Raw genomic sequence first — 13,464 nt, forward strand, 5'->3', positions numbered from 1 at the left:
GAGGATCTAACGACTTTTTGGCTCGATGCCGGTGGGTCACAGCGCTTGGCTGCCTATCCCCTATAGATCCGGCACCTTGCATGGAGCCGCGGACCTGCGCAGAGAGAGCAAAAGATCGGTGGGGATGGCTGAATGCATGAAGTGACCGGCAAGAAGGCGTCGATGCAGCGGGTGGTGGTGGCGTCCGCTGCCGGCACCGCGTTCGAATGGTATGATTTCTTCATCTTCGGCGCGCTTGCTCCGGTCATCGCTAAGGTCTTCTTCGCGGGATTGACCGAGACTGCGGGATTTGTCGCCGCGCTCGGCCTGTTCGCAGCGGGCTTCGCTTTCCGCCCGCTCGGCGCGCTGATCTTCGGGACGATGGGGGATCGGCTCGGCCGCAAGGGCGCCTTCCTGATCACCGTATCGCTGATGGGCGGCGCCACCTTCGCGATCGGCCTGCTGCCGACTTATGCCCAGGCCGGCATCTGGGGGCCGGCGTTGCTGATCCTCATGCGCATCTTCCAGGGCATGGCATTGGGCGGCGAATATGGTGGGGCCGCGATCTATGTCGCGGAACATTCGCCGCCGGGTCGCCGCGGTTATTCGACCGGCTGGATCCAGGCGTCGGCCGCCTTCGGCCTGATCGCGGCGCTGGTGGTCGTGCTCGTGACGCGCACCTCGATCGGTGAGGAAGCGTTCGCAAGCTGGGGCTGGCGCGTGCCCTTCCTGGTATCCGCGGGCCTGCTCGCCATCTCGATCTGGATGCGGCTCAAGCTCACCGAAAGTCCGACCTTCCAGAAGATGCAGGCCGAGGGCGAGGTATCGAAGGCGCCGCTGTCCGAGGCCTTCGGCCAGTGGAGCAATGTCCGTCTGGTCTTCCTCGCCTTCTTCGGCGTGATGTGTGCGCAAGGGGCCGTCTGGTACTGCAACTTCTTCTATATCCAGGTCTTCTTTGAAAAATCGCTGCAGGTGGCGCCAACCACGGTGAACATCTTCGTGATGGCAATGACGCTCGTTTCGGCTCCGTTCTACGTCTTCTTCGGCTGGCTTTCGGACCGGATCGGCCGCAAGCCGGTGATGCTGGCCGGCATGCTGGCGGGATTGATCGCCTTCTTCCCCGCTTTCCACGCGCTGGCCGGCTTCACCAATCCGGCGCTGGTCGATGCCCGCGCCCGCACGCCGGTGGTGGTGGCAGCCGATCCGGCAAGCTGCTCGGTCCAGTTCGATCCCGTCGGTGCGGCCAAATTCTCCAGCGCGTGCGACATCGCCAAGAGCGTACTCGCATCGAGCGGCATTCCCTATCGCAGCGCCGATCTGCCCGCCGGCACCACGACCGAAGTCCGTATCGGCAATGACGTGATCATCCCGGCCAATGGCGCCACGCTGTCGGCCGACCAGCTCAAGACGCTCAAGGCCGAACAGACCAAAATGATACAGGCTGCGCTAAAGGCTGCCGGCTATCCGCTGAAGGCTGATCCCGCGCGGATGAACTTCGCCGGCATCGCCGCGATCCTGCTGCTGCTGGTCGTTGCGTCCACCGCGCTCTACGGGCCGATGGCGGCGATGCTGGTCGAGCTGTTCCCGGCACGCGTCCGCTACACCGCGATGTCGCTGCCTTATCATGTCGGCACCGGCTGGGTCGGCGGCTTCCTGCCCGTCACTGCCTTCGCGATCGTGGCGATGACGGGGGATCTCTATGCCGGCCTCTGGTATCCGGTGATCTTCACCGCGATCAGCGTGCTGACGACGATCTTCCTGGTGCCCGAAACCCGCGATCGGCCGCTGGAGGCCTAACGGCAGGCGAGCAGGCCGGCGGCGGGCATCACGAAGCTCTCGCCGCTGGCCTGGTCCAGCCGCAGCGATCCGTTCGTCACCACCGCACCGCCTTGCAGGTTGGGACGGCGTTCGAGCGTCGCTTCCACCGTCACCGTCGTGGCGCCATCGCTGTAAACCGCGTTCGCGAACAGCCCGTCGGGGTTTTCGCCCACGCCGTTGGTGCGGGCCAGGTCCATCAGTCGGCCGCCAAGCATGATCCGTGCGACCGCAGGGGCCGTTCGCGCCATCAGCACCAGCCGCGCCTCATTACCCGCCTTCCACAGGAAGAGAGCGCATTGCCCGGCAGCCAGATCCTGCCGCGGCAAAGTGCCGAGCGGCAACCCATCGTCGGGCTGAGCCGCAGGTGCCGCGCGCGAGGTCTTCTGGGCAGGTCGATGGTTCGGGGTGTCGGTGGTGCAGCCCGTCATGGCGAGCGCCAGCGCCAGGGCGGCCAGCCCGCCCCTCACAACTGCCCCGCCACCGAGAGCTTCAGCCCGTCAGGCGAAGGCGCGAAGCCGCTCGCCTGCAACGTCCGCTGGATCGCCGGATCGGAGCTGCGGATGACGAAATCGGCGGTATAGCCCCCGGCCCGATCGATACGCAGCGCCAGCGTCTCCATGCCGCTCTGGCTCTGCAGCGGCAGCAGCAGCTTCGCCCCGTCGCAGCGCGCATTGCCGCTCATCCCGCCCGGCAGCGAAAGCCCCGGCACGTCCGCCTGCAGTTCGGCACGGACCAGGCCGTCCGCGCGCTCGCAGGCCCCCTGGCGGAACCGCGCACTGACGTCGCCGAGGTCGATCGCGTTCACCGGCAATGGCGCGAACGTCGCCGCAGCGGGCAGGCGCACCGTCACATCGTCGATGCCGAGCGTATGGCGCGTGACGCTGATAGCCCCGTTCAGCGCGCCGGGGCCATCCTCGGTGCGGGTCAGATTGACGCGCGCGCGCCCTGCGATCAGCGGAAAGAAATTGAGACGGGCATGAACATCGCCCAACGCCGCCGCGCCGAACCGCGCTTCCTGAAGCTCGCTGGACCAGACGCTGCCGCGCACCTCGCGCGCGGACAGGCCCGCATCGCCGAGGCCGAGCGCACCGACCATGATCCGCATCGGAAACAGCAGCATCAATGCCAGCAGCAGCAGCGCCAGGAACAGCACCGCGCGGCGCATCGACAACCGGATCCGCATCATTTCGTCCGCGCCCGGAAGGTCGCTTCCACCGAAAGCGTCGCATCATTGTTGGTGGTCGCGTTCAACCCCTCGACGATCAGCCCATCGCGCCGCTCGAGATCGCCGACCCAGGCAAAGAAGGCCTGCGGACGCACGACATTGATCACGACGGTCGCCTGCGTCGTGCTGACCGGATCGACGCGCGCCACGGTGAAGCCCGCCTCGCTCGCCTTCTGGCCGATATAGACGTCGATCGGGGCCGGCAGCGCTTTCGGCCCGCTCGTTTCGAGCGCGGCGATGGCATCGACCTGCGCGCCCGCCTGCGCGCGGGCAACGATGGCGCGGTCATGGCGCGACCGCGCATCGGCCAGGGCATCGCCAAGCGGCCGGACCAGCAGCAGCCAACCCAGCGTTACCGCCAACAGCCCGCCCATCACCAACAGCAATATGCGTTCGCGCGGGGATCGGGTGGACCACCAGGGGCGGAAGCGTTCCATCACGGTCATCACTGTCCCCGCACCGTCAGTTCGGCGATCTGCCGGCCGCCGCCGGATCGCGCGTCGCCGGCATTGGCGGTGAAGCCGTGTGCCGAGATACGCTGCTGGAGCGCGGCGATGTCCCCGGCCGAGCTTGCGCTCACCGTCGCCCGCACGCTGCCGTCGCGATCATAGCGAAGCGCTGTCAGTTCCACGTTCGCCGTGTCCCGCACGGCCGCGAAAAGCGCCGCAGCCGTCGCGCCAAAACCCCTGCCCGCGCCGCGCAGTTCCGCAAGCCGTTCGGATAACTGCGCTGGCGCATTGTTGATCCGCTCGGCCCGCGGCAAGGCCTTGCGCGCGATCAGTTCGACCTCATTCTCCAGCGCGTCGGCCGCGACGGTGTAACGCAGGATCAAGGCAGCGTTGATCGCCATGGCGAGCAGGAACAGCCCCAGCGTCATCCAGGCGAGCCGCTGCACCAGCTTCCAGTCGATCGCCCATGGCCGCCGCTTGGCGAAGGAACCCTGCCGCAGATCGACCGGCACGGTGGCCAGCGCTTCGGCCAGGCCGGCTTCGACCGCGGCGTCGTCGATCTCCACCGACGGCCCTTCGACCAGAACATCGGCCACCCCGGCCTCGGCCGCAAAGGCCATGCGTTCCCCGCGGACCAGGTGCAGGTCGCCCCGTGCCCAGCGCCGTGCATGGGCCGCATTGGCCGGGATCAGCAAGGTTTCCGGAACCACCGAATCCGGATCGAGCGCCAATGACTGGAGGCCCGCCACCCACGAAGCCATCCGCGCGCCCGAAACCAGGGCCATCGCCCGCCAGCCATCATCGGCGGCTGGCCCCACCGCGACATGCAGTTGATCCAGCGGTTCCGCCGTCACATCCGCGGCCAACAACCGGGCGGCCGCTACGGCCTGAGCCTGCGAAAGATCTGGCAGATCGACCCAGTGGACCGCGACATCCGGGCCCGGCGCCACGGCGACGATGCGCTCGTCTGCATCACCTTCACCGATCGCCGGAACATCATGGCCGCGCGCCACCACTTGGCCATCTGCGACCCGCAGCCAGCCGCCCAGCGGCTCGCCCTCGTCACCAGGAAACAGCAGCAGGTAGCGATCGTCGCTCATTCGTCGCTCCCCCACTTCCTCGCAACCAGCCGTGCCGGCACGAGCCCCCCGTCGATCAACGCCGTCTCGTTCACCTGCGCGCCCCCGATTTCGACGTCAAGCGCGAGGTTGAACCAGCGCGTGCGAAGCTGGGTCTGGCTCTGCACCTCCATGTCGGGGGTCAGCGCCTCCAGCGCCGGCAGCTTCCAGAAATCGACGGTGCTGGACCAGCCGGCCGCGGGCCGTTCGGTCAATATCTGCCGGGCACGCGGCATATCGAGTTGATCGGGAATGAGCATGACAACGAGAGGAGCCTGATCCAGCGAGAGGGTGTTGACGTTGATCGGTGAAAGTTCGGTATTCGGCAGCGCGCAGATCCACGGGCGAAGCTGCTTGTAGATTTCGGGCGTAACCCCAGCCACGGCACGCAGTTCGCTGACATCGCCCAGCAACGTGTTGGCCGCGCGATAGGGCGTGGCGGCCTGCATATAATAATCGTCTTCCGCGCCATCGGGATTCGGCGCGCTGTCCGCGTCGATCCAGTCGACCAGCGATGCCGCCACACGGCGCGCCTCGGCAGGCTCGATGCCCAGCGCCCGCATAAGCGCGATGAATTGCCGGATGCCGACCTCGCGCGGGGCATAATCCCCGGCGACCAGCCCCTCCACCACGCTGTTCAGGTTGAAGCAGTTGCCGCCGTCCGTCAGCGTTGCCGTCACGATCCCGCCCGGCAACGGCACCGCAAAGGGCCGGCCGTGCCAGCCGCCCGCCAGCGTGGTCATGCCGGTGTCCCGGCCTGAAAGCACCGCGATCTTGTCGAGCGCCATCGCCTCGGCGCCGATCGCATAGGCACGCGCCTGGTCCGCCGCAGCGCCATTGGCGGAAAGCCGGGTCGACAGGCGCAGCCGTTCCAGCGCGACGACCGACAGAGCGGACATGATCGCGACCAGCAGCAGCACTGTCAGCAGGGCACCGCCACGTTCCTTTTCGGGCGGGCGCCTCATGGGCCGTTCCCCGTACCGGCCACGAAGAGCTGCCGGATCGAACCCAGACGCTCGACATCGAGCACGACTTCCACCGCATCGGGCATGGCATCGGGGCGCTCGGGATCCCAGCGATCGCGCCATTCCCCCTTGCGGCGATAGCGCACCGTCATCGCCGTGATCCCGCGCATCACGATTGCCGGCCGCACGGGCTCGGCGCCATCCAGCATGGGCCAGGTCTGCCGCTCCAGCCGATCCTCGACCAGACGATATTCCACGCGCTGCAACGAAGCGCGGGCCGCCGACCCGCCATTGCTCCACCCGCGCCGCACGAACCCGAGCGCCACCCCGCCCGGCGCGCCGCCCTCTCCGGTGAAAGCGACCATGCGGACGCCGCTGGTGTCGCGCACCATTCGCTGGCTCGCCTGCGCGAGATCCGACGTCATGATGGCACCCACGCGGCGGATCGACGCCACTTCGTCCAGCCGTTCCTGCGTCGCTTCCTGCGCGCGGACGCTGAACGCCAGCAGCCCCACGCCTGCCGCCGCCAGCATGCCGAAGATCAGCAGCGAGATCATCAGCTCGACAAGCGTGAAGCCGTGTTCGGCGGAACGCCTCACGGGCGTGAAATCCGCGGTCATGGCATCGGCCTGTATACCGTCAGGGCACCGGCCGGCTGCCCTTGATCGTCAACGACCGCGATATCGATCTGCTGCAGATTGAGCTGCGTCGCGCGGATCGAACGCCGCGTCCACTGCCAGACGCGCCCGGCATTCTCTTCCTGCCCCTTGGTATCGCCGAAGCTGGGAGCGACCGGATCGGTCAGCGCCTCCACGGCCAGATTATGGGCGACGATCTGCCCGATCGTGCGATCGGCAAGCGTAGCCGTGCTGGCAAGCGTGGTTCCTTCCAGCCGCAGCAGCGCGAGCGCGGCGATGCTGAACACCGCGAGCGCGACCATCAGCTCGATCAGCGTAAAACCACGTTCGGAGAGGTGATCAGGAACCGACATTGATCGTTCCATCGCCCTCGATATGAACCGTAATCCGCGCGGAATCCCGCACCAGCGTCACGTCCAGCGGCTCGGAAAAGCCGGTCGTGTCGAAGATCACCCGCGCCCGGCCGACATCGCCGACGATCGCCTGGCCGCTTTCCCAATCGCGATCCTCGAACGGCTTTTCGTTGAGCGGGCGCCAGCCCCGCCGATCGCGCTGCTCAAAGCCATAGCCGTCGGTGGACACCCACAGCGCCATTTCCCGCGCCTCGATCACCGCCGCATCCTGCGCCGCCCGCGCCCGCGCTGCGAAGCGTTCGGCCTCGGTGCGCAGGTCGCCACGCGGATCGGGCATGGCGAGCACCACCGCGCCCGTCAGCAAGGCGATGATCGCGATCACGACCATCAGTTCGACAAGCGTGAAGCCGTGTTCGGCGAAACGCCTCACGGGCGTGAAGCCGTGTTCGGCGAAACGCCTCACGGGCGTGAAGCCGTGTTCGGCGGAACGCCGCATATGCTGCTCGGCGGACCGCCTCACCGGCCTATCCCTTTCCGCGCCCCGGCTTATTTCCAGTTGCCGATATCGGCATCGTCGGCCTCGCCGCCTTCGCGGCCGTCGGCGCCATAGCTGTAGATGTCGAATGCGCCGTGCTGGCCGGGCGAGGCATATTGATACTGATTGCCCCACGGATCCTCGGGCAGCTTCTTCACATAGCCACCGCGACGATAGCGCTCCGGCCTCGTCAGCGACGCGGGCGGCGCAACCAGTGCCTGGATGCCGTCGGCCGTCGCCGGATAGGTCAGGTTATCGAGCCGGTACATCTCCATCGCCTGTTCCAGCAGCGCAATATCCGCCTTCGCCTTTTCGACGCGCGCCTTGTCGCCGCTCGGCAACACGTTGATCGCGACGATGGTGGTCAGCAGGCCGATGATGACGATCACGACCATCAGCTCAACGAGCGTGAAACCCTCCTCGTCCTTGCGCTTGCCGCGGATATTTTCGGGTTTCTGTTCAATATGTTCCATGGATATCCTCATACGCCCGCAAGCGTGTCGAGCTGCAAGATTGGCAGAAGAATGGCGAGAACGATGATCGCGACGATGCCGCCCATCAGCACGATGATCGCCGGCTCCAGCAGCGACAGGGCCGCGCTGGTGAAGGCGTCGAATTCGCGCTCCAGATAGTCGGCGGCGCGCTCCAGCATGATATCGAGCTTGCCCGCCGCCTCGCCCGACGCTGCCATATAGACCAGCAGCGGCGGGAATACTCCCGCCCGGCGCAGCGCCACCGAAAGGCTGCCGCCCCCGCGAATGGCCTCGACGATATCGGCCGACGCCGCCCGCAAGGCACGGTTGTGGATCGTGCCCGTCGTGAGCGTCAGGCCTTCCAGCAATGGTAAGCGGCTGGCGACCATGGTCGAAAGCGTCCGGGCCATCCGCGCCGCGTGCAGATCGCGGACCAGCCGCCCGATCAAAGGTATGCGCAGCGTAAACCGGTCCACCGCCATCCGGATATGCGGTTCCTTCATCGCCCGCCACCCGATCGCGCCCAGCCCTGCCAGCCCGATCAGCAGCGCCCACCACCATCCCTGCAGGAAGGAGGAGATGGCGATAACGATCCGGGTCAGCAGCGGCAGCGCCTGGCCGACGCTGTCGAACTGCGCCACCACCTGCGGCACCACGAACACCATCAGCGCAAACACGACACCCACCGCGACCACCGCCAGGATGATCGGATAGGCCATGGCCGTCAGCACCTTGGCGCGCACCACGGCCTGCCGTTCGAGCAATTCCGACAGACGATCGAGGATCGTCGGCAAGGTTCCCGAGCTTTCGCCTGCGGCAACCATCGCCCGATAGAGTGGTGGAAAACTCTTGGGTTCCCGCCCCATCGAATCGGACAGGCGGCGCCCCTCCACCACACCGGAATGGACGGCGTCCAGCACCCGGCGGACATGCGGCTGCTCCGACTGCCGGGCAATGGTGCGCAGCGCTTCTTCCAATGGTGACACCTGCGCCAGGGTAGCGATCTGGCGCGTGAACAATGTCAATTGCTTGGCCGAAAGCCGCCGCTTCAGCCCGGTCGTACCGGCGCGCGACAGCAGCGACGGCGACGGCGCGGAGTCCGATCCCTGTTCCATGCGGACGACATAGAGCCGCCGCGCCTCCAGCTTGGCGCGCCCTTCGACCGGCGTTTCGGCGCGGACGCTGCCGCGCCGTTCGCGGCCGCCGGTATCCAGCGCCACATAATCGTAGCTAGGCATCGACCATCTCGCGGCGGGTGATGCGCACCGCCTCCTCCGCCGTCGTCATGCCGCCGGCGACCAGCGCGCGCGCCGCACTGGTCAGCGTCTGCGAATGGCGGAAGGCATGCGCGGAAATGGCGGTTTCGTCAGCGCCCGCATTGATCAGGCCGCGAACCACATCGTCGATCCGCACGCCTTCATAGACGCCGATCCGACCCTTGTAGCCGGTCTGGTTGCACGCCTCGCAGCCGCGCGCCTCATAGACAGTGGTGCCCGGCGCAACGCCGATCAGCGCCGCCACGGAGTCGCTTGCGGGGACGGCATGACGGCAGACCTGGCACAGGCGCCGCACCAGCCGCTGCGCGATCACGGCGCGCAAGGTAGATGCCAGCAGAAATGGCTCGACCTTCATGTCGCGCATCCGGGTGATCGCACCGACCGCGTCATTGGTGTGGACGGTGGAAAGCACGAGATGCCCCGTCAGCGAAGCCTGCACCGCGATCTCCGCAGTCTCGCGATCGCGAATTTCGCCGATCATCACGACATCCGGATCCTGACGCAGGATCGCGCGCAAGCCCGCGGCGAAGGTCAGTCCCACCTTGGAATTGACCTGCGTCTGGCCCACCCCCTCGATCGCATATTCGACCGGATCTTCCACCGTCAGGATATTGCGGCTGCCATCGTTGAGCAGGCGCAAGCCCGCATAAAGCGAGGTCGTCTTGCCCGAACCGGTCGGTCCGGTGACGAGAATAATGCCGTTCGGCTCGGTGATCGCCTCCCGGAACAGATCGAGGATCGCCGGCGGCATGCCCAGCACGTCGAGCTCGATCCCCGCATTCTCCTTGTCGAGAATACGCAGCACCACGCGTTCGCCCGCCCGGCTCGGCAAGGTCGAGACACGGACGTCGAGCAGCTTGCCGCCGAGCGTCAGGCCGATGCGTCCGTCCTGCGGCACGCGCCGCTCGGCTATGTCGAGGCGCGCCATCACCTTGATGCGGCTGACGACCACGGGCGCGACATGCGGCGGCATGCGCAGTGTTTCGCGCAGCACACCATCGATGCGCATACGGACGACCAGCCCCGTCTCATAGGGTTCGATATGGATGTCCGACACACCCTGCCGCGCAGCGTCGGCGATGATGCCGTTGATCAGCCGGATCGCGGGTGCATCATCCGCGGAATCGAGCAGATCGTCCGCGGTCGGCAGGTCGGTCGCCAGCATCGCCAGTTCGTCGCCCAGGCCAAGCGATCCCGCCGCATCGGCCGCCGCCTGCCCATCCATGGCATAGGCTTCGGAAAGGATACGGTCGAAACGGTCCGCCGCCACCTTCTGCACAGCAAAGGGCCGGCCGAAGAAGCGCCGCAATTCGATCAGCGAGCGGGGATCGCCACCATCCTTCAACGCAACCGTCAGCGGCCCATCAGCCGCCCCGGTCAGCGCCACGCCGAACCGCCGCGCAAAGCCGTAGGGAATCGCGACCGGGGTCAGCGCCGGCATCGGCGGCGGTGGTGCCTCATCGGGCTCCTCGCCACGCGCGATCTTCATTCGCCTTCCTTGAACTTTTGCTTCTTGGAATCGGGCATCGGCACTGGACGGATGACCTCTGACGAAGACTTCATCGACGGCGTGATGATCTGCGGCGCGGTGCCCGGCTCCGGCGCGGGCATGTTCGATCCGATCGCCGGCGAAGCGGGGATCGGCGGCGTCGCGCCCATATAGTCGCGCACCAACTCGTCGATGCTCGGCTCATATTCCGGCTGCTGGGCCGCCTGCATGCCGCGGATATAGCCGTAACGCTGGGTCGCCAGCGCGCGGGCGTCCTCGACGCTGCGGAGGATACGCGGACGGATGAACACCATCAGATTGGTCTTCACCCGCGACCGCGATCGGGATTTGAAAAGCTCGCCTATCACCGGAATATCGCTCAGCAGCGGAATCCGTTCGATCGTCTTGCGCTCATTGTCGTCCAGCAACCCGCCAAGCGCAATGATCTCGCCATCGTCGACCGTGACGGTGGTCTCGATCTCGCGCTTGTTGAGGATCAACTCGCTATTGTCGTTTGATACCGGCCCAGCGACCGAGCTGACCTCCTGTCGCAGGAACAGCTTGATCGCGCCGCCCGCGTTGATCTGCGGTTTCACTTCAAGCTGGATACCGACATTCTGGCGCTGCACGGTGCGGAAGGCATTGTCGAAATTGTCGCTGAGGGATTCTCCGGTGGTGACCGGAATTTCCTGACCGACCAGCAGCTTGGCTTCCTGATTGTCGAGCGTCAGCACCGACGGCGTCGACAGGATGTTGGACTCGGTGTCGTTCTGGACGGCGTTGATGATCGCACCGAATACGACGCCGTTGTCCGTCTGGCCGCCGATGCCGAAGAAGCCGCCGCCGGCACCCAGGATCGAGCTCACCGCCGCCTGCGCAAGCTGATCGGCGAGGTCGCTCGATCCTTGCACGGTGGTCTTGGTGCCGTCCGGCGCCACCGTGGTCACGCTGGGGGCATTATTCTGCGCCGCCACCGCGCCGGCGATCGTCAGCAGATTGGGTGCGGTGTTCGAATAATTGGTCGCCGCGAAGGGAATGGCGCTGCCTTCGACGCCGCCCAGCAGGAACTGCACGCCCAGCTTGCGCGCCGCATTGTCGGAAATCTCGACGATGATCGCCTCGACCAGCACCTGCTCGCGCCGCGTATCGAGCTGGCGGATCACCTCGCCCAGCGTGCGCTGCATGTCGCTGGTCGCCGCGATGACGATGGCGTTCGCGCCCTCGAAGCGCGCGATCACGGGCTGACCGCGACCGACCGGGGCGGAACTTGCCTGCGCCGGCGCAACCGAGACGTCCCCCCCGCCGCCATTGCCGCCGCCGTTGTTGCTGCCCCCGTTGCCGCCATTCATCCCGCGTGACGAGGATCGCGACGAACCGGAGCTCGCCGGCGTTACTGGCTGGCCCACTATCTGTTGCAGCACGGGCAGCAATTGCCCGGCGTCGGCATGCTGCAGGAAGATCACCCGGATCTCGCTGCCGCTCGCCGCCCGGCGATCCAGCTCCTCGGCAATCTGGCTGAGCCGCGCGACTGTCGAAGGGTCGCCCCGCAGCGCGATCGAATTGGAGCTGTCGATCGCCACCACCGAAACGCCGGGGCCGGCTGTCGCAGCGGCACCCTCGCCTCCGCCGCGGCCGCCCACGAGTTGCTGCAGCGATTGTGCGATCTCGCGCGCGCCGGCGTTGCGCAGCGCGACCACTCTGGTCGTGGAGGAATCCCGATCGATCCGGGTCAGCAGATCGCGGATACGGCGGATATTGTCGGCGAAGTCTGCAACGACCACCGCATTGCCCGTCCGGTTCGCGGTCACCGATCCTTCGCGGCTGACGAGCGGGCGGATCGTCTCCATCGCCGATGCGGCGTCGATCGTCTGCAGACGGAAGACTTCGGTCACGAAGCTGTTGTTGGAAGCACCCCGAGCGCCGACACTTCCCGGCTGCGCCGCTGCGGTGTCGAGCGGTTGGACGCGGAAGCTGCCGCCCGATGTCGGCACGGCGACCAGGCCGTTGGCGCGCAAGGTCGACAGGAAGACTTCCAGATATTCCGCCCGCGACAGCGGCCGATCGGTCACCACCGAAACCTTGCCCTGCACGCGGGGGTCGATGATGAAGGTGCGGCCGGTGACGCGCGCTGCATCCTGGATGAATGCGCGGATATCGGCATCACGAAGGTTGAGCATCTGCTGCGCGGGAACCGGGGCGGCAAGCGCAAGAGCCAGAGCAGAAACCAGAATCAAACGCTTCATTGACCAGCCTTCACCCGCAGGGAGACCGTGCGGCCGCCCCGTTCCACTTCTATGGCGGTCTCACCGCCCTGCGCCAGCTTGGATTGGAGCTGGCCGGCCGCGCCGGCATCCGCAACGCGCTGGCCATCTACCGAAATCAATACGTCGCCCGGCTGCAGCCCCGCGGCCTTAAACGCGGCTCCCCCGCCCTTGGGTTGCAGAACCACGCCGGTGACGGCGCCGTTCTGAAGCCTTGGCGTCGCCTGCGTCTCATCCATCAGCGACAACGCCTGCGGCGGCCCACCCGGCATGGGAAGCCCCGGCGGCACGCCCGCAAGGCCAGGCCCCGGCGCCCCGGCGGGGTTGACCGGCGCAACGCCGTCCGCCGGCGTCGACTGGTCCAGATAGACCATTTCCTCGGATGATCCGCGCTGCACGGTGATGCTGTCGAAACCGACCGCCTTCAGCGTCACGCCGGGCATGATCTCTTCCCCGACGGCGAAGCTCGCCTGGCTGCCGTCCGGCAAGCCGACGATCGCCGATCCGCGGCCGGATGCCTGGTCGGCACGTGTGCCGAACAGCGTGATGTTGAGCTGGGTGACCACCACCGGCCCCTGTGTATCGCTGAGCCGGAAGAAAGGATCAAAGCTGCCGAGTATCGTTGCAGGGGCGGTCGGCGCCGTGGATTGATCTTCGGCCCGCCAATCACCCACCGGATCGACCGGTGTCACCACGGCATAGATCAGACGCGCCGACTGGATGGCCAGCAGCGCGATCAGCACCACCTCCGCAACAGTATAAGCCGTGTATCGTGGCAACCGGCGTAACAACCGCTGTGCCCGCCGGTCGAAAGAAAGCTGCATCAAATATTCCGTTCCCCCGGCCCCGCTACAGTCGCTTTATGACAGGTCCGTGACCCCGTG

Annotated in this window: 14 protein-coding genes; 1 reads left to right on the plus strand and 13 read right to left on the minus strand. The window is 66.7% G+C overall.

What is annotated here, in order from left to right; translation table 11 throughout:
- The first annotated feature begins 132 nt into the window (after positions 1-132).
- Positions 133-1,776, plus strand: a complete 1,644-nt coding sequence (locus ACFB49_RS06285) for an MFS transporter (protein ID WP_380877364.1) — start codon at positions 133-135, stop codon at positions 1,774-1,776.
- Here ACFB49_RS06285 and ACFB49_RS06290 read toward each other — a convergent pair.
- Genes ACFB49_RS06290 through ACFB49_RS06350 form a run of 13 tightly spaced genes read right to left on the minus strand, consistent with a single transcriptional unit; the run spans position 1,773 to position 13,404 of the window.
- On the minus strand, positions 1,773-2,264 hold the full coding sequence (locus ACFB49_RS06290) for a hypothetical protein (RefSeq protein ID WP_380877367.1): 492 nt from the start codon (positions 2,262-2,264) through the stop codon (positions 1,773-1,775). The two genes, ACFB49_RS06285 and ACFB49_RS06290, sit on opposite strands and share 4 nt — an antisense overlap.
- Positions 2,261-2,980 carry a type II secretion system protein N gene (locus ACFB49_RS06295; protein WP_380877370.1) on the minus strand — a complete coding sequence of 240 codons (720 nt, stop codon included), beginning with the start codon at positions 2,978-2,980 and terminating at the stop codon, positions 2,261-2,263. The genes ACFB49_RS06290 and ACFB49_RS06295 overlap by 4 nt, the downstream gene beginning before the upstream one ends.
- The gene (gene gspM / locus ACFB49_RS06300) at positions 2,980-3,468 is read right to left on the minus strand and encodes a type II secretion system protein GspM (protein WP_380877372.1); all 489 of its coding nucleotides are present in this window, start codon (positions 3,466-3,468) and stop codon (positions 2,980-2,982) included. The genes ACFB49_RS06295 and gspM overlap by 1 nt, the downstream gene beginning before the upstream one ends.
- Positions 3,468-4,571 (minus strand): type II secretion system protein GspL, encoded by a 1,104-nt coding sequence (gene gspL, locus ACFB49_RS06305; RefSeq protein WP_380877375.1) that lies wholly within the window; start codon positions 4,569-4,571, stop codon positions 3,468-3,470. The genes gspM and gspL overlap by 1 nt, the downstream gene beginning before the upstream one ends.
- Positions 4,568-5,554, minus strand: coding sequence for a type II secretion system minor pseudopilin GspK (gene gspK / locus ACFB49_RS06310; RefSeq protein ID WP_380877378.1), 987 nt, complete (start codon positions 5,552-5,554; stop codon positions 4,568-4,570). The genes gspL and gspK overlap by 4 nt, the downstream gene beginning before the upstream one ends.
- Positions 5,551-6,174 carry a type II secretion system minor pseudopilin GspJ gene (gene gspJ / locus ACFB49_RS06315; RefSeq protein WP_380877381.1) on the minus strand — a complete coding sequence of 208 codons (624 nt, stop codon included), beginning with the start codon at positions 6,172-6,174 and terminating at the stop codon, positions 5,551-5,553. Before gspJ ends, gspK begins: the two co-directional genes overlap by 4 nt.
- The gene (gspI, locus tag ACFB49_RS06320) at positions 6,171-6,545 is read right to left on the minus strand and encodes a type II secretion system minor pseudopilin GspI (RefSeq protein ID WP_380877384.1); all 375 of its coding nucleotides are present in this window, start codon (positions 6,543-6,545) and stop codon (positions 6,171-6,173) included. The genes gspJ and gspI overlap by 4 nt, the downstream gene beginning before the upstream one ends.
- Positions 6,532-7,065 carry a GspH/FimT family pseudopilin gene (locus ACFB49_RS06325; protein ID WP_380877386.1) on the minus strand — a complete coding sequence of 178 codons (534 nt, stop codon included), beginning with the start codon at positions 7,063-7,065 and terminating at the stop codon, positions 6,532-6,534. The genes gspI and ACFB49_RS06325 overlap by 14 nt, the downstream gene beginning before the upstream one ends.
- 26 nt (positions 7,066-7,091) lie before the next feature.
- Positions 7,092-7,553, minus strand: a complete 462-nt coding sequence (gene gspG, locus ACFB49_RS06330) for a type II secretion system major pseudopilin GspG (protein WP_380877389.1) — start codon at positions 7,551-7,553, stop codon at positions 7,092-7,094.
- Between the two features lie 8 nt (positions 7,554-7,561).
- The gene (gene gspF / locus ACFB49_RS06335) at positions 7,562-8,791 is read right to left on the minus strand and encodes a type II secretion system inner membrane protein GspF (protein WP_380877392.1); all 1,230 of its coding nucleotides are present in this window, start codon (positions 8,789-8,791) and stop codon (positions 7,562-7,564) included.
- Positions 8,784-10,319 carry a type II secretion system ATPase GspE gene (gene gspE, locus ACFB49_RS06340; RefSeq protein WP_380877395.1) on the minus strand — a complete coding sequence of 512 codons (1,536 nt, stop codon included), beginning with the start codon at positions 10,317-10,319 and terminating at the stop codon, positions 8,784-8,786. Before gspE ends, gspF begins: the two co-directional genes overlap by 8 nt.
- Complete coding sequence (gene gspD, locus ACFB49_RS06345) at positions 10,316-12,562, minus strand: type II secretion system secretin GspD (protein WP_380877398.1); 2,247 nt, start codon at positions 12,560-12,562, stop codon at positions 10,316-10,318. Before gspD ends, gspE begins: the two co-directional genes overlap by 4 nt.
- A complete protein-coding gene (locus ACFB49_RS06350; RefSeq protein WP_380877400.1) occupies positions 12,559-13,404 on the minus strand; it encodes a type II secretion system protein N in 846 nt (281 codons plus the stop codon). The genes gspD and ACFB49_RS06350 overlap by 4 nt, the downstream gene beginning before the upstream one ends.
- Positions 13,405-13,464: the final 60 nt, after the last annotated feature.

The sequence above is a fragment of the Sphingomonas sp. DBB INV C78 genome, assembly GCF_042693015.1.
Classification (GTDB): domain Bacteria; phylum Pseudomonadota; class Alphaproteobacteria; order Sphingomonadales; family Sphingomonadaceae; genus Sphingomonas_E.